The organism is Gracilibacillus halotolerans, assembly GCF_014206945.1.
Lineage (GTDB): Bacteria > Bacillota > Bacilli > Bacillales > Amphibacillaceae > Gracilibacillus > Gracilibacillus halotolerans.
In genome coordinates this window covers 135,043-160,343 of sequence record NZ_JACHON010000002.1, presented here as the reverse complement: position 1 = coordinate 160,343, position 25,301 = coordinate 135,043, and the positions used below count along the sequence as shown (strand labels likewise).

Below are 25,301 nucleotides of genomic sequence, written 5' to 3'. Positions count from 1 at the left end.
CTAGTTTTCTATCTATATAGATTACTAGATTTTCGGCAATGCACGATTCATACTACCACTTTTATAACCCATCAAATCCATCGTTACAAACTTATAGCCATAAGACTGTAATTTTTCTGTTATACGGCCATGGTTGGCAAGTAATTTCTGCATATCTTGTGCCTCTACTTCAATACGTGCAATATCGTCGTGTGTTCGCACCCTTACTTGTCGAATACCTAATGTTTTCAAAAAGGCTTCAGATTTTTCTACCTTTGTTAGTTTAGCTTGCGTTATCGTTTCTCCATAGGCAATACGAGAAGATAAACAAGCAAACGATGGTTTATCCCATGTTGGTAAATCAAGATTTTTAGATAATTCACGGATTTCTTCCTTAAATAAATTTGCTTCTTGTAGTGGTCCGCGGACTCCTTGTTCTTTTGCTGCACGCATTCCTGGTCTATATTCACTCAAATCATCTGCAATAACACCGTAGACGACATTTTTAAAACCTTTTTCCTCAAGGATAGGTTGAATATGTTCGAATAGACTTCTCCTGCAAAAATAACATCTGTTCTTATCATTCTCTGTGTAACCCGGGATTGCTAGTTCACTTGTTTCAATGATTTGATGAGGTACATCAATTAGCTGTGCCAATCGTTTCGCCTCCTCTAGCTCAGAGGTAGGATAGGTTTCAGAATCAGCAGTCACGGCTAATACCTGCTCTTTACCCAACGTATCTACGGCTACCTTAAGAAGGAAGGTACTGTCCACTCCTCCAGAGAAAGCTACGACTACCTTTCTCATATCCTTTAATATGGAAACAAGCTTTTCATATTTTTGCTCTAGCATTTAACACCCCTCCTGTTGTCTCTTATTATACGCTTTCATTATATCGTCATACTACCAAAACCACCATCAACTCGGAGGAACGTACCCGTTACAAAACTACTCGCTTTATCAGACGCTAGATATACTGCGGCACCTTGTAATTCTTCTGCTTCTCCAAAACGGTTCATTGGTGTATGGTTCATAATCGATGCTACACGGTCTTCGCTCAAGATTTTTCGATTCTGTTCGGCAGGGAAAAATCCAGGAATAATTGCATTCACACGGATTCCATGTGGTGCAAACTCTCTTGCTAAGAATTGAGTAACACTGTTCATTCCCGCTTTTGACGCTGAATACGTAAACACTTTTGATAGAGGTGTTGTAGATGACACCGACGAAATATTAATAATACTTCCTGGACGTTTTTGCTCTATCATTTTTTCCGCAAAAATTTGCGTAGCAAACACGATACCTTTTAAATTAACATCCATGATTTTATCCCATTCTTCTTCCTCAAGCTCTAAAAATGGTGTCGTACTATTCATGCCAGGAGCGTTTAATAAGATGTCCCATCCTCCTGACCATGCTTCAATATCTGATGCTACCTGTTTTACCGTGTCTAAATTACTAACATCTGCCTGGAATGCTTTTGCTTCTCCTCCGGATGCTATAATTTCATTTGCAACTTCCTCTGCTGTTTCGATATTTCTCCCTACAATTGCAACTCTTGCACCATGTTCAGCAAGACCTTTTGAAATTGCACCACCTAATGTACTGTTACCACCAAGTGCTACTGCTGTTTTACCTGACAAATCAAATAATCGACTCATATTAGTTTCCTCCTAGTTTTCTTTTACTTTGTTTTAATAAAATTACCATTCTCGTCAAAACTCCAGTCATACCAATTAGAAGAGCGCTCTAAATGGTCATGTGCTTCTATATCTTCGATCATATTAATGGAGACTTCAATCTCTCCTATTTCCAATGTGTTTTTGATTCTGACAACCCTTGCTTTACTGAAATCAAGAATATTACACGTTTTAATGGCTGCTTGAATAGCCGTTTTGTCGGAAGGCATCGCAGTGGAAATATGTGTCGGTCCCACAACGGTTGAAGTCAAACCATTTGCATAGGTTGCTTCCCTATCCATTTTGTCTACTAGTCGTTCCGTAGTAAAATCTGCAGTACCTACACCATTGGCATTCCCTTCTGTTTCATCAGTCAAATCTAGTACAACCATCTTGGAAACATCTGGTCCGCCGTAAGCATAAGGTGTCGGGTATCTTCCTGTTACGTTCGGATCCATTCCATCACCACTAATGTTCTTTCCAATTTCATCAATAATTAGGACATCAATTTGCTCGAAAAATAACTTTGGTAAAGAAGCCTTCGACATTTCCTGTAATGTTGGTTCCCGACCTTCGATTTCATTTGGTAGTAATACTTCTACTAATTTAATTCGGTCATAGGCATTCTCAACGGATGCGACTGCAAAGAGAATAGGCATCTTATCAATAATTATTTTTGCCATCGCAGGAACATGCTCTGCCATATGTTTAAAGCCTAGTTGGTGACATGCTTCTGCACCTTTTTGTTTACCTAAACCAATGCTAATCATTTTCATAATGCCACTTTCAAATGGGCCACGAAATGCGGTATGTGGCTTCACTCGATTAATTACAACAATTCCATCGGCTTCTGAGGCAAGCTTATCAATATAGATCGGTAGACCATTTTCAAGCTCATCAATTTTAATTACTTCCATTGAGGAACGAATTTCTGCACCTACAATTTCTTCCTTTACACCTAGATGTTCTAATACAGCTTTTTGTCCCTCTGCCGTCGCACCACCATGACTTCCCATACACGGGACAATAAACGGCTTCCCTCCTTGTTGTTTAATAAAGTCTATCGTTACCTTTGTCATCTCTACAAGACGATCTAATCCTCGACTACCAACAGCAACTGCAATACTCATACCTGGCTTGATTGTAGTAGCAATCTTTTTTTGTTCAAATTCTCTGTTTAAAGCAGAAGTAACATCTTCAATTTCTGTGTTATCAAATGTTTGCTTTACCTTTGCCATTTTTGGAATAGGGATTTCTTTTACTAATTCATGAAGAATACTCATATTGCTCACTCCTTTTTATCTTTATTAGAATATTAGATTCGCTACATAAATAACGGCTGTTACAGTTGCCATACTTGCTACAGTAGAAAATAAGACCGTTTGTGCGGCTAAATCTGGATGACTTTTATATTCTTCTGCAATAACAGCACTATTCACTGACGTCGGCATACTTGATGCGATAAAAAGTGCCTTTGCCAGGACACCCTCAATATTGAACGTAACGATTATGAGTAGTGCAAGTAAAGGCCCACCTAATAATCGTAAGACAATACTAGCATAGACAGAATATAAGCCTTTCTTAAATTTTAACTTGGCTACTTGTGCCCCCAAGGTGAACAGTGCAATTGCAATCATCGAATTCGCAATATAATTAGCTGGTATCCAGATCTGACTCGGAATAGGTACATTCCAATAATTTAATAAAACACCAGCAAGCATTGCATATAAAACAGGCATTTTAAAATAACCTAAAGCTGCCTTTAATTTCCCATCTTGATGTGCTCTCAGTGAAAAGATTCCATAAGAAAATAGAAAGATATTTTGTAATGTAAGCATAATTACTTGAATCGACATCGCGAATGGATCACTGCGAAATACAAGGTCATTAACAGGCACTCCATAATTTCCTGAATTAAAAAACATCACACTATTGGAAAATGTCGTCCGCTTACTCCCTTTAATCCCCATTAGCTTTGCCGTGATGAACGCTAAACAATATAATAAAAATACTAATAAAATAAAAAATAATAACACTTTCAAAAACAGATCAAGGCCAAAATCAGATTCATATAGTCGAACAAAAATAAATCCAGGCACGATGAAATATATATTAATTTTTGCTAACGTACCTAAATCCAGCTGAAATCTCATCTGAATGACGAAGCCAATAAAAAGCAAAATAAAAATAGGTAAAATAATATTTGTAAAAATTAATAAAAACTCAGCCATTCTGTCACTCCTTAGCATTGAAAGCGCTAAAATAACAACGTTGTTATTATTGTAACATGAATGGCTGAGATTGGAAACCTCTTTATTTAATTTAGAAGATAAAATGCTTTAGTCAGTAACTACAATGGCTTGTTCTTGCGCTTGTAGACAAAGCTCAGCCGCCTTAAAAGCATGCTCTTGAGTCATCGCGTTCTCTGTTCGATTTATACAATCGAGAATAAGCTCACCAAAGAAAGGATAACCTACTTTTCCACTTAGTTCATAATGTTTTTCTTCCTTATCCGTTACTAAGTAGAGTTGATTACCTCCTGTTCCTCGTGCTAAATCTACATATTTCCGAATCTCAATTAAACCTTTTGTTCCCGTAATAAATATTCGCCCGTCTCCCCACGTACTTAAGCCATCCGGTGTAAACCAGTCAACACGGAAATAGCCTGTTGCACCATTATCAGCCACTAATGTCGCATCTCCATAATCCTCTAACTCCGGATATTCTGGATTATTGTAGTTACCTACTTTACTATGCAGTACTTTCGCATCTTTCGCACCTGTATAATAGAGGAATTGTTCAATTTGATGACTCCCTATATCACATAAAATTCCACCATATTTCTCCTTTTGGAAAAACCATTCAGGACGACTAGATGCATTTAAACGGTGAGGACCAAAACCAGTAACTTGAATAACCTTTCCAATTGCTCCTTGCTCAATTAACTGTCCTGCAAATATCGCACTTTCTACGTGTAGTCGTTCGCTATAGTAGACCATATATTTTTTTCCTGTTTCTTTTACTACTTGTTTTGTTTCCTCTAGCTGCTCCATTGTTGTGAAAGGCGCTTTATCTGTAAGATAATCTTTTCCAGCTCTCATCACTTTATTCCCTAATGCACTTCTTTCCGATGTAATAGCGGCTGCTGTAACTAACTGGACCTCTTCATCTAATAGAATTTCTTCTAATGAGCTCGCTTGTTTTGCTTGTGGATAGGTTTGTAAAAATCGATCAACTTTTTGTTGGTCTGGATCAAAGACCCACTTTAAGGTTGCGCCTGCTTCGATTAAACCATTACACTGTCCATAAATGTGACCGTGATCTAATGCCACCGCCGCAATAACAAATTCACCTTCTTTAACAACTGGACTCGGTTTTCCCTTCGGCGCGTAATTCATGCCATCCGCATTGCTCATCTGTAATTCCTCCTCAATATAAATTCATATCTATTGTAAGTGTTTTCATTCCTCTTTTCTATTAATATACTTCCTTCAAAAAAAGAATTCTTTTTTCTATCCGTTTTTTGACTTCTTCTACTTCACACTCCCTCTTCTTCTATTTTACCAACCAGGTTCATAGGATGAGATAAACAAATGAAAGAGGAGAATGCAGATGAAAATCGTCGTAAGAAAAGGAGATTCACTTTGGTACTATAGCCAGCTCTTTCGTATTCCACTTTCCGTTCTTCAAGCTTCTAATATGACTTTACAACCTTTACAGTTAGACGCTGGTCAAGCTGTCAACATACCAGGATATGCTACTCGAACGTATATTGTTCAACAACAGGATACATTATCGGATATCGCAAAGAACTATCAAGTACCTGTTGACATGTTACAGCTGGCTAACAAAAACGTAGATCCTGATTCTATCACTCCCAAACAACAACTTTATATTCCTTACTTAGTAAAAGACCGGATTATTCACGATCCAGACCGTTATACGTATGCAAAGCTACAAAAAGACCTTCAACGGTTAATCACTCTCTATCCTTTTATATTTCGTCGTTCAATTGGCAAATCTGTTCTATCAAAGGATATATTTGAATTAAAAATTGGTAGCGGACCAAAACAACGACATATTAATGGTTCCTTCCATGCTAACGAATGGATTACTACTTCTGTAATTATGAGGTTTTTAAATGATTATGCACTAGCATTAACAACGAATCAGGCGATTCGCGAGTTACAGTTACTACCCTTCTTCCAATCTGTAACCTTATCCATTGTGCCAATGGTCAATCCTGATGGGGTCGATTTAGTATTAAATGGGGCCGATGCTGCGGAAGATTGGAAGGATTATGTATTAGATTTGAACGATGGAAATGTAGACTTTTCAAATTGGAAAGCGAATATTAAAGGAGTGGATTTAAATAATCAATTCCCTGCAAAATGGGATTTGGAACAAGTAAGAAAGCCAGCAGAACCCGCTCCACGAGATTTTCCTGGGTTTGAACCGCTAACCGAACCGGAGGCAATTACAATGGCTAACTTAGCTGGTGCTGGAGAGTTTGACATGTTAAATTGCATGCATACACAAGGTGAAGAAATTTATTGGGGTTTTGAAGGAAGAGAACCAACTGATTCAGAAAGAATCGTGGAAGAGTTTGAACGAACAAGTGGTTATAAAGCCATTCGTTATGTTGATAGTTACGCGGGGTATAAGGATTGGTATATCTATCATTTCCGCAAGCCTGGTTTCACTTTTGAACTAGGAGAAGGTGTTAATCCATTACCAATCTCACAATTTGAAGAAATTTATGAAGAAACATTAGGAATTATGCTTGCAACCTTATACATGTGATATCGAGCAGCTCAATATCGGATTCTAGCAGTCTAAAGTTAGATTTGATGGGGTAAACATTTGATTAAGCTAGGCTAACATCGAATACTACCTCCCCAAAATCGGATTGCACGTCTTAACATGAGATTCTGAGACCTTAATATCGGATATCACCTTAACATTCTCTCCATTAAACGCAATAAACTCCGAACCACAAAACGGTTCGGAGTTTATTAATTATGGCAATGTATTTCCTGCTGCTCGATAGAGATCGTACCATTCTTCTCTAGTTAATCGTACCTTCGATGCTTCGGCTATTTGTTTTAATCTATCATGGTTCATCGTCCCAATAATAGGCTGCATGTTTCCAGGGTGACGTAAAATCCATGCAATCGCAATTGCTGATTTATTCGTACTATACTGGTCCGCATAATCCTGTAGCTTTTTATTTAATTCTGGAAATTTCTCATTATCTACAAAAACTCCCTCAAAAAATCCGTACTGGAACGGTGACCATGGCTGAATCGTCATATCATTCAACCTCGAATAATCTAATATACTACCGTCACGAACTGTTGCCGGGTCATGCTTCATATTCACATTTAAACCTGCATCAATCATTGGAGTAAACATAAGACTAAGCTGTAGCTGGTTAATGATGAGTTTTTGATCTACATATTTTTTCAATAGCTCTATTTGCATTGGATTATGGTTACTAACACCAAAATAGCGCACTTTTCCACTCTGTTTCAATTCGTTGAATGCTTCTGCTACTTCTTCAGGCTCCATTAAAGCATCCGGTCGATGTAATAGAAGAATGTCTATGTAGTCAGTTTTTAATCGCTCCAAGCTTCCTTCGACAGAGGATATGATATGTTTCTTCGAGAAATCGAAAAAACCTTTTCGTATACCACATTTCGTTTGCAAAATCATTTTACTACGAATCGATGGATTCATTTGGATGGCATCAGCGAAAATTTGTTCCGAGGCTCCACCACCATAGATATCTGCATGGTCAAACATATCAATTCCTAAATCTAACGCCAATTGAATCATACGATTTGCATCCTGTTTGGATAGTTGGTCCATTCGCATACAACCAAGAGATATTTCACTAGCTTGCAATCCGCTTTTACCTAGTTCTACTTTATTCATCTTATATCACTCCCTATTAACCGGTATTATAGCATGAGCTTTCCATGTAAGCGATATTTTTAATCGTTGAGAAAATGTGACGGAAGCTAACCCTTAATTATACAGTTTCCATCATAGCAAGATATAATGCACCTTTCACGCCTGCTTCATCTGTTAAACCTGGGGATACAATATATTGATCAATTTCATCTTCTGTTAAATATGGGGAAGATACATAGCCGTTTAACATTTCAATCACATTTTTACGGATGAGCGGAAACAATTGTTGCTGCTTCATCACTCCACCACCTAGTATGATTCGCTCTGGTGACAATATATAGATATAATTCGTAATTGCCTGCGCTAAATAATAAGCCTCCATATCCCAAACTTTTTCATTATCTACAAGTTCATGTCCCTTTTTACCCCATCTTTTTTCAATCGCTGGTCCTGATGCTAAGCCTTCTAAGCAATCATCATGGTACGGACAGTTCCCTTTGTACGTGTCTTCCTTATGTCTCCGTATTTTAATATGACCCATCTCAGAATGTGAAAGTCCCTTTAAGGTTGAGCCATTCAAATAGGCTCCACCACCTATACCTGTACCGACTGTAATATAAAGACAACTATCAACGTCCGTTGCGTTTCCCCATTTCGCTTCTGACATCGCAGCAACATTTACATCTGTATCTATAATCACCGGTACTTCTAAGTTTTCCTTTAATATTCGACCGAAAGGATAGCCAATCCAATCTGTTTTCGGTGTTTCTTGTAGTGTTCCATAAGAGGGGCTATTCTGATTAATATCGATTGCACCAAAAGCCCCAACACCAAGACGCTCTATCCCTTTGTTCTTAAAAAAGTCAATTACTTTTGGCAGTGTATAATCTGGATGCTCTGTCGGTATTGTTTGTTTTTCTAGTATTTCACCTTGATCATTCCCAATTGCCAACACAAATTTTGTACCACCTGCTTCAATTCCTCCAATTAACATCCTTTCACTCTCCTACCTTTTTAGCCAAATTCCAAACAGTTAGATGGCCATCACCATGTATCTGCATTTCTTTATTTTTAATCGATGGAAAAATACGCGACGTGAACGTTAACTCTCCATCATTAATAAATAATTCAATAGATGACCGATCTACATAGGCTCTTACTTCTGAAACGTTCCCTTCCACTAGAGCTGTTCTTACTTCATGTCCTTTATGATCTAATCTTTCCCGATAAAAAGAGAGCGTTTTCTCTCTCTGATTATACACCAATTGTATTCCGTTATATAATTCTAATGTGAACTCTTGCTCATCATTAGGTTTGAATATCCATTCAACTGTTCGAGAAATTTCTCCATTCCATCGGTCCTTGATTGTACGATCATAAAGCTTATTCCCACGAAGCTGCTTCAATTCCTCAACTGGTTGTTGAATTAATTTATTATCTCTTATCGATAATTCGCGAGGGATTGTTAATTGATGAATCCAATTGTAATCAAGTGTGGGGTGCAAATGTTCAAATCCATCCGCCATTCCCATCCAAGCGATGAGTATTCTTCTTCCCTTTTCATCTTCTGTCGTCTGAGGTGCATAAAAATCAAAGCCATGATCGATTTCCTGAAAATGATTGTGTGTGTATCGATTGGTTCCTTCTTTCCATTCTCCAATAAAGTATCCAGATTGAAAGGTGTTCTGATAATGAATCCCTTCTGGTTCCATTCCTTGCGGTGAGAAAAGGAGTACATCTTTGCCTTGTAATGAAAAAAAGTCTGGACATTCCCACATGTAACCAAAACCATCCGCTAACACACCTAAATTCTCCCACTGATGTAGATTTTTTGACTGGAAAAGAAGCACACATCCTTTTTCTTCTAACGTTTGTGCACCCATTACCATGTAATAAACATCGTTTTCTTTCCATACTTTTGGATCACGAAAATGAGCTGTATATCCTTCTGGTACATCAAGCACATTTCCAAGCTTGCGAAACTGATGACCATCTTGAGAGACTGCAATACATTGATAGGATTCACGTTGATCGTCATTCTTCACATTCCCTGTATAAAATAAATAGAGTTTGTCATCTATAGCTATAGCACTTCCAGAATAGCAGCCATCCTTTTCATAAGACTCGCTTGGTGCGAGTGCTGGTGATTCTTCCTTCCAATGAACTAAATCTGTCGAGGTCACATGCCCCCAAAATTTTGCTCCATGACTATTTTCAAATGGATTCCATTGAAAGAACAGATGATACGTACCTTTCCATTGTATCCAGCCATTCGGGTCATTAATTAATCCTACAGGTGAAGCAACGTGATATAAGGGATAATAGGGATCTTTTTTTATATTCGATTTATTTTCATTTGCCTTTTCTATTGCTGCGGTTAGTAATTCATGTTCTCGGTTCATCCTATCATCTCCTTCAGTAGTTAAAATAATTGTTATTGTGTTGATTCTTCCATATCCCTATAAAATGGCATTGGTGAGACCAATGAAAAATCTTCATTTAGACTCACCTACTGCCTGTTTCTCTATTTATATTGATTCTTTATCTTTAAATCCAAAGAAATATGTTAGTGCAAAAGCCGTCGCAATTGCTACTACGTTAACTAAGATATACATAAAAATCTGTTCATTAAGGAAAAGCAATAGTCCAGGTATAACAGTAATTGACATACCTGTTGCTTTTAACTGGAATAACGAGGCGATGAATCCTCCAACGGCACCACCAATTAACCCCATCACGAAAGGCATTCCATGTCGTAAATTAACACCAAAAATAGCTGGCTCGGTAATTCCTAAAAAGGCAGATAGCGAGGATGGATACGCTAATGCTTTTAACTTTTTCTGTTTTGTTTTAAATCCTACAGCTAGAGCAGCCCCACCTTGCGCAGCAACCGCCGCAGTAACAATCGGATTATACGGATTATAGCCTAAATTTTCTAATAGTTGTATTTCTAAGAAGTTAAATATATGGTGCACACCAGTTATAACAATAATTTGATTAAGTCCACCGATAATTAAACCACTAATCCCTAATGGTAATTCTAATAGAGCCTTCGTTCCTGTGAAAATCCAATTCTCAACAACATGTAAAATTGGTCCTAAAACGAATAAAGACAAAATACTCATAATTAGAAGTACAATAAAAGGGGTTACAATTAAATCCAATGCCTCCGGAACTCGCTTACGGAAAAACTTTTCTATTTTTGCACCTACTAAACCTGCAACAAACGCTGGTAGTACAGAACCTTGATAACCGATAACAGGAATAAAACCTAAAAAGTTTAACGGATCTGCATCTCCACTAGCTACTGCCCATGCATTTGGTAGTGCTGGTGATACTAACATTAAACCTAATACGAGACCAATTACTGGAGTACCACCAAATACACGGAATGTAGACCATGCGACTAACGCTGGAAGAAAGACAAAGGCTGTATCTGTTAGCACCTCTGTGAATAGTAAAAAGTTTTGCGAAATGTCGTCTGGTGCCAATCCAAAGAAACTAAGAACTTGTTCCTGTGTTAACATGCCACGTAATCCCATGAATAGTCCTGTTGCAACTAAGACAGGGATAATCGGTACAAATACATCGCCAAATGTACGGATAGCACGCTGAAAAGTATTTCCTTGATTTTTAGCCTCTTTTTTAACTTCTTCTTTGGACGAACCTGTAATACCTAATTTTTGAACAGCTTCATAGACACGATTCACCGTACCTGTTCCAAAGATGATTTGATATTGGCCTGAATTAAAAAATGCGCCTTTCACTTTATCAATGGATTCAACTTTATCCTCAGCTATCTTCTCTCGATCGTGAACAATAATACGGAGCCTTGTTGCACAGTGAGCGAAAGATTGGATGTTTTCCTCTCCACCAACAGCTTCGATGACTTGCTTTGCAATTTGCTCGTTCGTTGCCATACTTTTTTCCTCCTTTAACGTTTATGGAATCGATACCACATTCTGAGAAAAAGAAACTATTCTTGAGAATCTTTTCCCAAATGAATAGTTTATAAACATGGATGAGTAATTATGGAATCGTTCCCATGATTATTTTCAAAATCACTATACACTATTTCTTTTTAAAAGTCTATACCGATGATAGTTTTTTTCTTCGACTTTCTTCCCCTCTATTTTCGATAATAGTAGGTTTGCTGCTAGTTTACCAGCCTCTTCGTTTAAAAAGTCTATCGTTGTTAAACTTGGCTCCATGTACTTAGACAATGTAGATGCTCCTGTAGTACCTACTGCAATATCACGAGGTATTTGAACCTTTTTCTCTTTCAAAAATTGTATTGCACCGACAGCCATCTGATCAGTAACCGCAAATATTGCTTCGAGCTCTTTGGAAGGATCATTTTCCCACATCTGTTGCATTGCTGCATAACCAGATTCGATTGAGAAGTCACCTTGTTGAAGCCAATCCTCTTTTATCGTCAAATGATGTTGCTTCATGACGTCTAGGTATGCTTTTTTTCGTTGATACCCTACAGCTGGATCACTCTCATCTACCCCGATAAATCCTATATTTCTATTTCCCCTTTCTATTATATATTCGAGCATTTCTTTCGTAGCTTCATAATCTTGATGAACAACACATGTAACATCTGGAACATCTTGCCCAAGCACAACAACAGGTACTTTAGCCTCCTCGATTCCTTTAATAAGACGTGAAGATTTATTCGTTCCTAGCAAGATGATGCCATCGACATTACGAGACTGTAATAAGCGTAAATACTCAATTTCTTTCTCTTTGTCTAACGTAGTATCCGCCAATAACATTTGATATCCTTCATCAATAAGTACTTCATTCATCCCTCCTACAAGTCTACTTGCTGTTTCGGTGCTTATTTTAGGTACAATAATACCGATAACGCCTGTTTTTTTCGTACGTAACGATTGAGCAGATTGACTAGGTATATAGCCTGTTTCATCGATTACTTTTTTTATTCGCTCTGAAGCTTCTTTACCGACATATCCATTGTCATTTAGATATCTTGAGACCGTTGAGCGCGATACGCCGGCTAACTTTGCAATATCATTTATCGTTATCATTGATTTTCCATCCTTTTTTAACTCTTATCCCTACCTATTTTACTTAAAAAGCTATCTATAGGACAACTTTTTAATAGACCTGCTATAATATGATAATCATAGCCAAAAGGAGACTTGCAATGATACGACAATTTTTTTCTTATTATAAACCACATAAACGGCTATTTGTGATTGATTTTAGTAGTGCAGTAATTGTAGCAATGTTAGAGCTAGCATTCCCGATTGCTGTACAATGGTTGATTGATGACCTGCTACCAGACGGTAATTGGAACCTCATTGTAACAGTTGCAATTATATTATTTGCAGTTTATTTGCTAAGTACTTTTCTGCATTATGTTGTAAGTTATTTGGGACACAAGCTCGGTATAAATATTGAGACGGATATGAGACAGGAGCTATTTACACATGTTCAGCGACAGTCTTTCCGCTTTTTTGATAATACGAAAACGGGGCATATTATGAGTCGAATAACGAATGATTTGTTTGATATTGGAGAGCTTGCACACCATGGTCCTGAAGATGTCTTTATTGCTATTATGACGTTTACTGGTGCCTTCTGGATTATGTTTACAGTCAATCCTACTCTAGCTTTGATTGCTCTCGTTATGGTTCCTTTATTAGTAGCGTTGGTAACATACTGCAATATGGCAATGAATAAAGCATGGCATCAAATGTATGGTCGAATTGCAGATGTTAATGCGCGAGTAGAGGACGCCGTTTCAGGTGTTCGCGTGGTGCAATCCTTTACGAACGAAGAATTTGAAATCGATCGCTTCAAAAAAGATAACAATCTATTTCGTAAAGCGAAATTAAAAGCTTACAAAGTAATGGCTGGTACACATTCCAGTATTTATATGATGACAAGACTTTTAACATTAGTCATTTTAGTTGTAGGTGCTTGGTTAAGTTTTAACGGAAAGCTTTCTTATGGTGAATTAGTAAGTTTTGTACTATATACCAATGTTTTGATTAAGCCAATTGATAAAATTAGTGCCATTCTAGAACTTTATCCGAAGGGAATGGCTGGATTCCGTCGCTTCCGTAGTTTATTAGATGTTGACCCAGATGTTAAAGATGCAAAAGATGCTGTAGAAGCTGGTGCATTAACTGGAAATATCGAATTTAAACAAGTTGATTTTTCGTATGATCGCTACAAACAGGTATTAAGTAATATCAACTTAGAGATTTATCCTGGAGAAACTGTTGCCTTTGTTGGTCCATCTGGTGCTGGAAAGACGACAATTTGTTCGTTAATCCCACGTTTTTATGATATTGACGATGGGGTAATTACGATAGATGGATTAGATATTCGTAAGATGACAAAACACTCCCTACGTTCCCAAATTGGAATCGTACAGCAAGATGTCTTTCTATTTACAGGAACCGTCCGGGAGAATATCGCGTATGGAAAGCGAAATGCTACAGAGGAAGAGATTGTCGAAGCGGCGAAGAGAGCACATCTACACGAGGTAATTGAGCAATTACCAGATGGGTATGACACTCAAATTGGTGAGCGAGGGTTGAAGCTCTCTGGTGGACAAAAGCAGAGAATGGCGATTGCCAGAACATTCTTAAAAAATCCGCCTATCCTTATTTTGGATGAAGCAACTTCAGCATTAGATACAGAGACTGAGCGATTGATTCAGCGATCATTAGACGACCTTAGCGTAAATCGGACAACCCTAGTTATTGCACACCGTTTAGCTACCATTCGAAATGCTGATAGAATTGTAGTTGTAACACAAGAAGGGATTGCAGAACAAGGTTCCTATAAAGAATTACTTGATAAGGATGGAATCTTTGCGAGACTTCATAAAATTCAATACGAAGAAAACTAATTTAAATGGTGCTAACCAGTAAACGGTCAGCACCATTTTTTTTATTCTATCACTCTATTTTTTTGATAATTACATCAAATTAGACTTTACTTTATAAAAAAATCAAAATATCACTGCTTAGCTTCACTTTTTATTTTCTTGCGCTTATTCAAGGCCATCAAATATCTTAACGATTCCTCACTTCTTTTTAAAATAATATTAAGAAGTTTTCTTATTTCCTCACCTGAAATTTTATGGTAAAATGAAAATTCACTTCTATTAAAATTTTACATCATTTAACAAACTATGAGAAAAATCGACACATCATAAAATCTAATTTTTTAAAAAATTGTAGAAGCTATATCCCACATGCTTCTCTTCCACTTCTCTATAATCCTTCTCTTTTTATTTCACAAAATGCTATTGCAAATTATATACTTCTCGTATACACTACAATATATAGTGACACACAACATGTTTTCATACTACATATTGTAATTTCATGTTATATCCGAATCTAATTCGGGTATCGAATACTAAGCATCATTGTTAATAACGCTCTTTTTTTATGAGCGCTTTTATTATGTATATGGGGGTTATCTCAAATGTCGATTGATGTACATTCTATTCACTCAGTAACAAAAGCATTGGAGGAGGCGGAAACAAAATACGGTCTAGATGTAAAAGATCTAAAAGAAAAAATAGATGCGTCTATTAAATCACCAGAAGAAAAAACACAAGAAGCATTATTTTACTCTTTAAATCGAATTGCGATGGACGAGCCAAATTGGACGTTTACTGCTGCACATCTTCATCTAACGCAACTTTATCAAGAAGCTGCCAAAAATAGAGGTTTTAGTGCAGAAGATAAATACGGAAGTTTATATGAACTTGTTCATACACTTACCAAGGTAGGTATATACAGTCCAGCTCTTTTAGAGCAGTATACAAAAGAAGAAATGGATGAACTACAAAAAGCTATTGAGCCAGACCGAGATAAGAAATTTAACTATATCGGTTTATTCCTTTTAGCAGATAGATATTTAGCTAGAGACCATGAACGTAACCTCTATGAGTTACCACAGGAACGTTTTATGATTATCGCAATGACGCTTATGCAAGAAGAGGATAAAAAGAAGCGTATCGACTTAATTAAAGAAGCTTACTGGGCAATGAGCAACCTTTATATGACAGTGGCAACTCCTACACTATCGAATGCTGGTAAGAGTTATGGTCAGCTTTCCTCTTGCTTCATTGATACTGTAGATGATTCATTAGATGGAATTTATCTAAACAACTGGGATATCGCTCGCTTAAGTAAAGATGGTGGCGGAATCGGTATTTACTATGGAAAAGTCCGTGCTCTAGGATCCGATATAAAGAAATTTAAAGGTAATTCTTCTGGTGTCGTACCATGGATTCGCCTAGTAAACGATACGGCTGTTAGTGTCGATCAACTTGGACAGCGTCAAGGCGCTGTTGCTATTTACTTAGATGTATTTCATAAAGACATAATGAATGGATTCCTAGATTTAAAAACGAATAATGGTGATGAGCGCCGTAAAGCACATGATATCTTTACAGGTGTATCTATACCAGACTTATTTATGGAACAACTTCTTACAAAAGACGAAGATGGGAAAAGTATCGGAGAATGGCATACATTCTGTCCTCACCAAGTGAAACAAGTGATGGGCTGGAAAGATGAGAATGGTAACCCGTTAGGTTTAGAAGACTTTTATGATGAAGAAGATCATAAATACTTTTCAGAAAAATATTGGGAAGCTGTCAATCATCCGTTATTACCAAGAAAAACATACCGCGCAATGGACATTATGGCGCGTATTATGATTGCACAACTAGAGACTGGAACACCGTACATGTTCTACCGTGATGAAGTAAACCGTCAAAACCCAAATAAACATAAACGCGGTATCGGCAAAACTTCTATCTATTGTAGTAACTTATGTACAGAGATTGCACAAAACATGTCTCCAACTACGATTGTAAATGAATACCAAGATGAAGATGGTAACATTGTTATCGTTCGTAAGCCTGGCGACTTTGTTGTTTGTAACCTATCATCTATTAACCTTGCAAATGCAGTTGGCGAAGATGTCATCGAACGTTTAGTGAAAATTCAAGTTCGTATGCTAGATAACGTAATTGATTTAAATACTATTTCTGTAGGTCAGGCACAAGCTACTAATAAGAAATACCGTGCTGTAGGCCTAGGAACATTCGGTTGGCACCATTTGCTAGCTCTACAACACATCCATTGGGAATCTGAAGAAGCTGTAGAATATGCGGATAAAATCTATGAAGATATCGCCTATTATACAATTCAAGCATCTATGGAACTAGCAAAAGAAAAAGGTGCTTATGCGGAATTCGAAGGATCGGAATGGGAAACAGGAAGATATTTTGAGCGTCGCGGCTATGAAAGTGATCGCTGGAACAATTTACGTCAAAGCGTACAAGAAAATGGAATTCGTAATGGCTGGTTAATGGCGGTAGCACCTAACTCTTCTACAGCAAAAATTGGTGGTTCAACTGACGGTATCGATCCAATTTATAATGTAGAGTATGCCGAAGAGAAGAAAAACTTTAAATTTAAAGTAACAGCACCTGATTTAGACCATGTCACGTACAATTACTACCGTCGTGCACGTCATGAAATTGACCAAGTATGGAGCATTAAACAAAACGCAAAGAGACAGCGACACATTGACCAAGCAATCAGTTTTAACTTCTATGTACGCCATGATATTAAAGCAAAAGACTTATTAAACCTTCATATCGCAGCATGGGAAAACAAACTAAAAACGACATATTACGTTCGTAGTACATCTCAAACAGAGATTGAAGAATGTGAAGCATGCCATAGCTAATTGAAAAGAGGAGAATTTCTCCTCTTTTCCTAAGCTTTCTTTTATAAATACTTAGTACAAAAAGGAGGATCGCTAGCATGTCTACGATCAATCAACCACTTACGAAAATTAAATTATTAAATCCTACGTATCCAAATAAATCAACAGGAATTATTAATGGAGAATCTTCCGGTTTATTGAACTGGAATGATATTGCCTATCCACAAATGTACGACCTTTATCAAACTCTTCTTGCGAATTTCTGGAAGGCACAAGAAATTAATATGCAGGATGATATTAAACAATGGGATAGTCTAACAGATGTAGAAAAGGATATTTTCCTACGTGTTAATACCCAACTTGCGTCTTTAGACAGCTTACAAACACCTACTATGTCACATGTGATGGATTATGTAACAGACTCTAGCTTCAAAGCGATTTTTGCGGTAATTTCACAACAGGAAGCTGTTCACAATGAGTCCTATTCCTATGTATTAAGTTCACTTATCCCTCTACGTGAACAAAATGAACGATTTAATCAAGCGAAAGAAGATCCAATCGTTAAAAAACGAAATGAGATCATCTTAGAAAGCTATGAAGCGTTTCGCCAAGATCCTACACCTCAACGTCTATTTGAGTTAGGGATTAATTCAATCAATCTTGAAGGGATCTATTTCTATGCAGGATTTGCTTTCTTTTACAACTTAGCACGTCAACAAAAGATGTTAAAGACAAGTACAATGATTAGCTATATTCAACGAGATGAAATGCAGCATGCCTACTTTATCGCTCAATTTGTACGTATTCTATTAACCGAGAATCCAGAATTAAATACAGAAGAGAACATTCAATACATTTATAAAGCAATCGATCATGCAGTACAGCTAGAAAAAGAATGGTCGAATTTCATATTAAAAGATATTGAAGGTATCAATTTAGAAGAATTTCACGGTTATGTGGAATACCTTGCTAATAAACGTTTCCGTCAGCTTGGATTAGAAAATTATTATCCGAATCGAGAAGAAAATCCAATGCCATGGATTCATGTGTTTAGTGATGAAATGATGAACGAAACGAAATCAGATTTCTTCGAGCAAAAATCTCGAACATACACGAAAGTTTCTTCCTCTAACGGCTTTGACGAACTTTAAACTTAGAGCTACCAAGCTTATATGGGAGGGTAAGAAATGAAAGCAGCAATTATTTATACATCTGTTACAGGAAATACAACATTCATCGCAGAAACCATTCAAGAGAATATGGAGAAGCGAAATGTTGCGACAGATTTAATTCCAGTTGATGAATTTCACCCCGAACGATTACATGAGTACGATATCATCGCTGTTGGCATGTATACGTGGGCTAATGGAGAAATACCAATCGAGATGGAAGAAGTATATGATGCATTTGAAACGGAAGATCTCAAGCATACGGTAACAGGGGTTTTTGGTTCTGGAGATAGTTTCTTCGCTCATTATTGCGGGGCAGTAGATCTATTCCGGGATATGTTATATGTCCATACTAACTTAGCAGTTACGTTAAAGATAGAACTAATGCCACAAGAACCCGATTTAGTAAAATGTGAGAAGTTCTGCGATCGACTCCTTCAAGAAACACTAGTTATACAGTAAACCAATAAAGATAGATGAACAGGTATGTATAGTACCTGCGCATCTATCTTTTTTACATTCTGCCTTGCTAGTCAAGACGTCGTTTTCTCGTGGTTGTTCTATTCGTTAATAGTAGATATATGGAAAGGAATTTCTTTGTTAGATTTGTCTTTGTACAATTGTAATTGAATATCTTCGTTAGAAATATTTTCATTGATCAATACAGACTGGTGAGCTTGAACAGTTCGTTGTGTATCAAATATATGAAGCAGGCTGAACGACCAACCTGTTTGAAAAGCGAGATTCCCATTATCATTGAAAACTAATAACTCGTCCGCTATAGGTTTAAAAAATATATTTTTCAACTTCATATCTAAATTAATTGTTGTGTTCCAATCTCTATCCGGATTTTCACCGTTATAACTCACATCTCGAATCATCATAACATTACTGACTTCCAAATGCTTTGGATTTGCTGGAAATGTTAAAGAGCTAATTACAGTATTGAATAATAAAAATGCTAAAGTGATGACGATTCCGATTAGCCATCTTTTTTGCTTCGTGCCAAAATTTAATTTCCGCACCATCTTTTCATCCTCTCTTAACAAATAATCTAATGAAACATTAAAGCGATCACAGATTTCAATCACCATCTCTAAGTCTGGATAACTTCTACCCGTTTCCCAACTAGATATCGTCGATCTAGAAACCTGCAATTTTTCGGCAAGTTGTTCTTGTGTTAAATTTTTTTCTGTTCTAAGAGTTTTTAATTTCACAGATAAATTCATCTCTTTGCTCCTTTCCACAATCAGAATATATCGCATATATTTAAATGACTAGATAATCTTCTTCACAGCATACTTTTTCGGATGTTAAGAATCTTAACATCCTTGATACAGCAACTTTTCTATCTCATTCTTTATTAAAAATTAGTGAGCCAATTTTTTATAAAAGGCTCTTTACAAAAATTAAAGAACACCCCTCCTTAGATGGATAGTGTTCTGATAAACATTGATTTACTATTAAATTCAATTTCCTTTTTCTATTTAAGAGACAAATAATGACAAGTAATATTGTTAACTATCATTTTTTCTAACAACATACGTTATAGCATTCGTTTTTAATAAAACATCTTTCTCGTCTCTTACAATACTATATTCCAATGACTTAACATGGTTATCTAACTTTTCCCAACCATCATATATTCTATCTAGTTTATTTTTCATATCCTCTGTCTTCATATTAATTTCCATCATAACGTCTAGCTTTTGGTTAGTTTTTATGTCTATTTCTTCTACTTCTGAATTAACGATTATACAGTTTATCCCCTTACTTTTTGTTCCTTGTGCCATTTGTCTTACTACATCTTCAAAGACATCTTCTGATTCTACATGCTCTAAAGTCGATACAGCAACAATAAAATCATACTCATTCTTTTTAATCTTGTAATGTCCAATATCTGCTTGTTGTAGCTTTATTACTTCTTCTACTTCATATTCTTTACTATATAGTTTTAATTTTTCTAACGCTGAATCTAGTAAATCTACACAAACAACTTGACCATTTCTATCTTTAATCTTTTTAGCGATTGGAATGCTATTTCTTCCTACACCAGAACCTAAATCCAAAATACGAATGTTTTCTTTACCATTAAAGAGAGGCAGTAAATTCATCACCGTCTTAACCGGTTTGTGTAGCCAAGAGCCTTCTTCAAATAATGTATAATTCTCATAACAATAATCGTGATACTTTTTTTCTTCTTTACGAATTAATTCAAGCCTATTCAATATTTAGCCTCCCGAGGAATAGTCTTTAGCCCATCAACGCCATCTATGAATTTAATGTTTAATTAATTTCTGAACGATTCTTGTGTTCCAAATAACAAAACCTATTAAAGATCCGACCATATTAAGAATAAAATCATCAATGTCAAAACTGCCTCTTCTAGAAACTAATTGCGTTATTTCAATAAGAAATAATAAGACAGTCATTGCACCTATAAATCTACTAAGCTTGTTTATTTTCTTTATATAGTAAGGAAGGTAAATACCCATCGGGAAAAACATTATCAAATTACCCAATAGGTTTCTTATAGGGATGTCTATATTCATACTTCCATCAAATATTGCAATAACATATGTACTAATTGTTTTAAAGGGAATAATATTTGTAGAGCTCTTTATATATTCTATTAAGGATAAGTTTGTCCATAGATTACTTCTCATTCCCAAAAACAGCATCGTTACTAGTGCTAATAAGTAAAAGATGAAACTAATATTAATAATCACTCGTATTATCTTTTTCATTTATTGTTCTACCTATCTTTCTCCATAATATTAAATTGTAAAATTGGAATGATTGCGTTCTAGTCTCATTCTGTATAGATTCATTATTCTAACTTGTTCTTCTGTTAACTTTTCTTTATCCCAGTACATATGCATTAAGCTGTAATCAAATATTTCCTTTAACTTTATAAATTGAGGAAACATCTCTAACATTTCATTGGGTAGTTCATTCTCTTCTAGATATCCTTTAATAATAGCTTTAGTAATAGCTTGTTCGTATTCAGCGATATTACTTCCACCTACAAATGAATATTCCAACGCACTATAGATTGGTACTACTATGTCATATATATAAAAATGCTTCTCACAATCTTGAAAGTCTACCATTGTTATATTCGAATCTCTATCGACCAATATATTTTCTAACCATAAATCACCATGTAACAAACCATAATTCGAACGATTTTTTGGAATCTTCTTAATTGTTGATAAGGCTTCTTGCACAACTTCCCTAATAGACCTTTCCTCTTTAGGTATATACTTTAAAAAGGCATATTCTTCGTTATCATGCCAGTCATTGATATGTTTAACTTGATGCACATCCTCAAACTTTTGAGATATTCGATGCAATCTACCAATTTGTTGACCTAATTTATTAAATATTTCTGCATTCCATTGATTTCTTGGTAGATGCACACCAGGAGCTGCTTGATAAAGAACCGTTAAAACTTCATTGTTATTTAGTGTTACTTTTTCTACTACTTTACCTTGAATAGAAGTAATGGTTGGCGATACACCCAATCCTTCTTTATATAAGAAATCAGTATATTTAACTTCTTCCATTTGTTCATCCATATTTTTATAATTTGTTATCCTAGCAAAGTAAGTCCCTTTTTCACTCGTGCAGCGAAACATTTCATCCGTTACTGCCTCGACTTTAATAATGGTAATTGGGTATAATTTATTTAATAATTCCAATATATTTTCTACCATAGTTATTCTCCCCGCCTAATATAATCTAGTCGTGATTGTATTACCTTGACGAGTATTTGTTTCTCGGCTTCCTCTATACCATCTGAAGACAGTTTTCGGGCTGCTAATGGGACAATCCAAGGATCGACTTCATCATATGTAATACCAGTTAATTGTGTATATTCATCCATAAACGCCTTAATAATTATTTCTCTATAATCATCAAATAACCTGACTGCATTCTGAGGGATATCTGGGGGAAGAATAGCATACCTAATCATAATAATAAATTCGGCTAAATCTGCTTCTGGATTACCATTTGCTGCATTCATCCAATCAATTAGAATAGGCTCTCCACTAGAAATCAATATATTATTTGGGTTGACATCCCCATGGCAAATCATTTTCTTTTGAGGCAATCCTGCCAAAACATCAAGCACTGCCCTCTTTTCATCTTCATTTAAGTAATCCACGCTTAGGATCGCATTCTTGAGAAAATCCCTTTGGTTGGTTAAAATTTCTTGATTGGCTACATGATGATGGACTTTAGCAAGTAGTCGAGCAGTTAATTTTACATTTTTCATAGGGAACTGCGGTTGATCAGTGTTTGTCTGTAGAATTAATGATTCAAAGAAAAGTTCACTTAACATTTTTCCGTGAATACGTTCATATACAATTCCAGGACGTTGATTAAACTCCACGACTTCATATGGTTGTGGAGCAGGTAAACCTAATTTCCATGCAATAAAATTATTATTAAATTCTCTTTGTAAATCTGTTTTAGTGATATTTGTTTTTGCTAATTTAATAACTTTTTTACTGTCCTCCCACTCATAAACCTCGGCGTTAGCACCTTCACCAATTTTCCGTCCGATTCCCATAAAATGTCTCCTTATTCTTTAATATAATAAAATAGCATCTATTCTAAGAAAAATAATCTATTACAAATTATAAATTCGACAGAAAAGGACTTTCTCCTTCTTGACAGATATCGTACTTGCTAAAATATGCGTTATACTTAACTCATATTTAATTGTGGGTCTGTGAAAGGCTAGAGAATTCAATGGAAAGCTCCATCAATCGTGAGAATTTTAAATTATGAGATATTCTAAAAAAATGTATATAAATTAGGTGAAGATAAGAGCATTAAGATGAAGTGTTTCACAAAGAAGTTAACTACGAAATCTTAAGTATAGAATTTTAAAATGTTAATTATTCGATTGATATTTATTACTACCAGGGAGTTTTTTAATTTCATTCCAGGCAGCTATTGCTTCTTCTCGTCCTTTTCCTTTATTTTTAGGATCTGCAAAAAAGTCACGAATGAATTGGTTATATTCAATTGAGGTCCAATTTCCTTCTTGTATGAAAGGTCTTTCTTACGCTCTTCTTCCTCATACCAGGCTCTAACAACGTCACAGTATGTCTTCCCAACGTTATTTTTAAAGTAATTTTGAATATAGGTTGAAAAATAATTGTAATTCTTCTTTTAACCAATAATAATCTTTAAAACTTTCTATACTTATATCTTTTGTTAGATTAGGTCTCATAAACTCACCTCTTATTTGATTTTAGTTCATTATAGAACAAATGTTCGTTTTCATCAAATTAAATATAGATTACAAGGAACTGAAACAACTCTTCGCTAAAAATTATTCATTTAATAAAAATTGATCCATAAATTAGAAAATCCGTCACAGAGAGGTAGATTTATTTTTGGTATAATGGTTATAGAATGGAGCATTTATGAAGGAAGGTTATTATGGAGACATTTTATCGAATTCTCGTCTTTTTACATATATTTTCAGCAATTGTTGGCATAGGCCCAGGGTTTGTTCTTACGACGATTACTAAATTTGCTAAAACATTAGCTCAAGCTCGCTATGCACATTTTGTTAAATTAAAAGTACATGTTTTAGTCATGATTGGTGGCACGATGGTACTTCTTACTGGCTTAACGATGGGAGCAATAAAACCCGTTTTATTCCAGCAAGGTTGGTATCTTACTAGTATGATACTTTATTTAATTGCACTCGTACTGGGTCCCACCCTTCTTAAGAAGCATTCGAGAGCAGTCCGAGATATCCTTGAAGATCCTTCCCTAAAAGAATTGCCAGCTCAATATGAAGAATCATCGAAAAAGCTTCTTCATTTGGAGTACCTAGTAAATACTTTCTTATTCATTGTAATTGTATTGATGATTACAAAGCCTTTTTAATAGAATTAGAAAAAGCTCTTCCCCTAAGGGTTGAGCTTGTTTTAATCCTATTATTTTATTGATCCATTTTATATAAATTAGGAACTCGGTCAGAAAATACAGGTATCCTCTCACGCATATCCTTCACTTTATCTAAATCAATCGTAAACTGGATTGTTTCTTCTTTTTTCGGTGAACCTTCTACTACCAAATCACCATTTGGTTCAATCACTAACGATTCTCCTGCAAACTGTGTGTCGTTACAAATTCCTGCACTGTTTGCTGAAATAACGTAGCATTCATTCTCGATAGCACGCGCATGTTGTAGATATCTCCAATGGGTTCGTCTTGATTCTGGCCATTGTGCTACGACGTGAATTACCTCTGCACCTTGTAATGCAATAGAACGCATTAGTTCAGGGAACCGTAAATCATAACAAATCACAAGCCCCATCTTAATTCCGTCTAATTCAAAGATAGCCCCACCAGCTTGTCCACCTTGTAAAAATTTATGTTCATCTAACATAGGCACAAGGTGAACCTTATCATATTCATGAATCAGTTCTCCGTCGTTTCGAATAATCATACTACTATTGTAAATGCCATCGTTTCTTCTATTTGCCACAGAACCGCCAATAATATGCACACCATGCTTTTTGGCAAGAGGTTGTAATAGCTCTAGTGTTTCTTTTCCATCATCATCAGCACCATCATCTAATTGATCTAAGGCATAACCTGTATTCCACATTTCCGGCAAAATTATCGTGTCTGGTTGATGGAGTGGTACTTGTTTCTCAATCCAGTCTTTCACTTTTTGTCTATTCTTCTCTGGATTCGCTGGCTCCACGTCCATTTGATAGATTAAATATTTCAAACCTTTCACCCTTTCTGCTAACAAGAAACTACCTCACCGTTGGAGGTA

Annotated in this window: 22 protein-coding genes and 1 pseudogene; 6 read left to right on the top strand and 17 right to left on the bottom strand. The window is 36.0% G+C overall.

Going from position 1 to position 25,301, the window contains the following annotated elements:
- Positions 1-24 precede the first annotated feature (24 nt).
- The 5 genes from larE to GGQ92_RS04615 form a co-directional block, all read right to left on the bottom strand.
- Positions 25-831: an ATP-dependent sacrificial sulfur transferase LarE gene (larE, locus tag GGQ92_RS04635; RefSeq protein ID WP_184245094.1), complete on the bottom strand. Its 807-nt coding sequence runs from the start codon at positions 829-831 to the stop codon at positions 25-27.
- Positions 832-869: 38 nt separating this feature from the next.
- Positions 870-1,640: an SDR family oxidoreductase gene (locus tag GGQ92_RS04630; protein ID WP_184245092.1), complete on the bottom strand. Its 771-nt coding sequence runs from the start codon at positions 1,638-1,640 to the stop codon at positions 870-872.
- A 23-nt stretch (positions 1,641-1,663) separates the two neighbouring features.
- Positions 1,664-2,941 (bottom strand): nickel pincer cofactor-dependent isomerase, group 22, encoded by a 1,278-nt coding sequence (locus GGQ92_RS04625; protein ID WP_184245090.1) that lies wholly within the window; start codon positions 2,939-2,941, stop codon positions 1,664-1,666.
- Positions 2,942-2,965: 24 nt separating this feature from the next.
- Entirely contained in the window at positions 2,966-3,889 is a 924-nt protein-coding gene (locus tag GGQ92_RS04620; protein ID WP_184245088.1) for an AEC family transporter, read from the bottom strand.
- Between the two features lie 108 nt (positions 3,890-3,997).
- On the bottom strand, positions 3,998-5,074 hold the full coding sequence (locus GGQ92_RS04615; protein WP_184245086.1) for a Gfo/Idh/MocA family protein: 1,077 nt from the start codon (positions 5,072-5,074) through the stop codon (positions 3,998-4,000).
- Positions 5,075-5,270: 196 nt separating this feature from the next.
- On the opposite strand from GGQ92_RS04615, the gene GGQ92_RS04610 reads away from it, so the two are divergent.
- Positions 5,271-6,461: a M14 family metallopeptidase gene (locus GGQ92_RS04610; protein WP_184245084.1), complete on the top strand. Its 1,191-nt coding sequence runs from the start codon at positions 5,271-5,273 to the stop codon at positions 6,459-6,461.
- A gap of 216 nt (positions 6,462-6,677) precedes the next feature.
- Here the strand turns inward: GGQ92_RS04610 and GGQ92_RS04605 are convergent, their stop codons facing one another.
- The 5 genes from GGQ92_RS04605 to GGQ92_RS04585 all read right to left on the bottom strand — a co-directional run bounded on the left by GGQ92_RS04605 (position 6,678) and on the right by GGQ92_RS04585 (position 12,628).
- Positions 6,678-7,595, bottom strand: coding sequence for an aldo/keto reductase (locus GGQ92_RS04605; RefSeq protein WP_184245082.1), 918 nt, complete (start codon positions 7,593-7,595; stop codon positions 6,678-6,680).
- A gap of 97 nt (positions 7,596-7,692) precedes the next feature.
- Positions 7,693-8,568, bottom strand: a complete 876-nt coding sequence (locus GGQ92_RS04600; RefSeq protein WP_184245080.1) for an ROK family protein — start codon at positions 8,566-8,568, stop codon at positions 7,693-7,695.
- 4 nt (positions 8,569-8,572) lie between these two features.
- A complete protein-coding gene (locus tag GGQ92_RS04595) occupies positions 8,573-9,976 on the bottom strand; it encodes a glycoside hydrolase family 32 protein (protein ID WP_184245077.1) in 1,404 nt (467 codons plus the stop codon).
- Between the two features lie 126 nt (positions 9,977-10,102).
- A complete protein-coding gene (locus GGQ92_RS04590; protein ID WP_184245075.1) occupies positions 10,103-11,494 on the bottom strand; it encodes a sucrose-specific PTS transporter subunit IIBC in 1,392 nt (463 codons plus the stop codon).
- Between the two features lie 144 nt (positions 11,495-11,638).
- Positions 11,639-12,628: a LacI family DNA-binding transcriptional regulator gene (locus tag GGQ92_RS04585; RefSeq protein ID WP_184245073.1), complete on the bottom strand. Its 990-nt coding sequence runs from the start codon at positions 12,626-12,628 to the stop codon at positions 11,639-11,641.
- Between the two features lie 119 nt (positions 12,629-12,747).
- Here GGQ92_RS04585 and GGQ92_RS04580 point away from each other — a divergent pair, with 119 nt between their 5' ends.
- The 4 genes from GGQ92_RS04580 (at position 12,748) to GGQ92_RS04565 (ending at position 18,946) form a co-directional block, all read left to right on the top strand.
- Positions 12,748-14,466, top strand: a complete 1,719-nt coding sequence (locus GGQ92_RS04580) for an ABC transporter ATP-binding protein (protein ID WP_184245071.1) — start codon at positions 12,748-12,750, stop codon at positions 14,464-14,466.
- A gap of 584 nt (positions 14,467-15,050) precedes the next feature.
- A complete protein-coding gene (locus GGQ92_RS04575) occupies positions 15,051-17,336 on the top strand; it encodes a ribonucleoside-diphosphate reductase subunit alpha (RefSeq protein ID WP_184245069.1) in 2,286 nt (761 codons plus the stop codon).
- Between the two features lie 77 nt (positions 17,337-17,413).
- Positions 17,414-18,466, top strand: a complete 1,053-nt coding sequence (locus GGQ92_RS04570; protein ID WP_184245066.1) for a ribonucleotide-diphosphate reductase subunit beta — start codon at positions 17,414-17,416, stop codon at positions 18,464-18,466.
- 36 nt (positions 18,467-18,502) lie between these two features.
- Entirely contained in the window at positions 18,503-18,946 is a 444-nt protein-coding gene (locus tag GGQ92_RS04565) for a flavodoxin domain-containing protein (RefSeq protein ID WP_184245064.1), read from the top strand.
- A gap of 98 nt (positions 18,947-19,044) precedes the next feature.
- On the opposite strand, the gene GGQ92_RS04560 is transcribed toward GGQ92_RS04565, so the two are convergent.
- From GGQ92_RS04560 to GGQ92_RS04535, 6 genes and pseudogenes are all read right to left on the bottom strand, one after another.
- Complete coding sequence (locus GGQ92_RS04560) at positions 19,045-19,713, bottom strand: helix-turn-helix domain-containing protein (RefSeq protein ID WP_184245062.1); 669 nt, start codon at positions 19,711-19,713, stop codon at positions 19,045-19,047.
- Between the two features lie 288 nt (positions 19,714-20,001).
- On the bottom strand, positions 20,002-20,712 hold the full coding sequence (locus tag GGQ92_RS04555; RefSeq protein WP_184245060.1) for a class I SAM-dependent methyltransferase: 711 nt from the start codon (positions 20,710-20,712) through the stop codon (positions 20,002-20,004).
- 51 nt (positions 20,713-20,763) lie between these two features.
- Positions 20,764-21,231, bottom strand: coding sequence for a VanZ family protein (locus tag GGQ92_RS04550; RefSeq protein ID WP_184245058.1), 468 nt, complete (start codon positions 21,229-21,231; stop codon positions 20,764-20,766).
- Positions 21,232-21,261: 30 nt separating this feature from the next.
- Positions 21,262-22,203, bottom strand: a complete 942-nt coding sequence (locus GGQ92_RS04545; protein ID WP_184245056.1) for a phosphotransferase enzyme family protein — start codon at positions 22,201-22,203, stop codon at positions 21,262-21,264.
- Positions 22,204-22,205: 2 nt separating this feature from the next.
- Positions 22,206-23,063, bottom strand: a complete 858-nt coding sequence (locus GGQ92_RS04540; protein WP_184245054.1) for an aminoglycoside phosphotransferase family protein — start codon at positions 23,061-23,063, stop codon at positions 22,206-22,208.
- Positions 23,064-23,390: 327 nt separating this feature from the next.
- Positions 23,391-23,638, bottom strand: a pseudogene (locus tag GGQ92_RS04535) (DUF6434 domain-containing protein); the annotation flags it as partial.
- Between the two features lie 306 nt (positions 23,639-23,944).
- Between GGQ92_RS04535 and GGQ92_RS04530 the strand changes: the two are divergent.
- On the top strand, positions 23,945-24,400 hold the full coding sequence (locus tag GGQ92_RS04530) for a DUF2269 family protein (protein ID WP_184245052.1): 456 nt from the start codon (positions 23,945-23,947) through the stop codon (positions 24,398-24,400).
- Between the two features lie 55 nt (positions 24,401-24,455).
- Here the strand turns inward: GGQ92_RS04530 and GGQ92_RS04525 are convergent, their stop codons facing one another.
- Positions 24,456-25,277 (bottom strand): carbon-nitrogen family hydrolase, encoded by an 822-nt coding sequence (locus GGQ92_RS04525; RefSeq protein ID WP_343068759.1) that lies wholly within the window; start codon positions 25,275-25,277, stop codon positions 24,456-24,458.
- Positions 25,278-25,301: the final 24 nt, after the last annotated feature.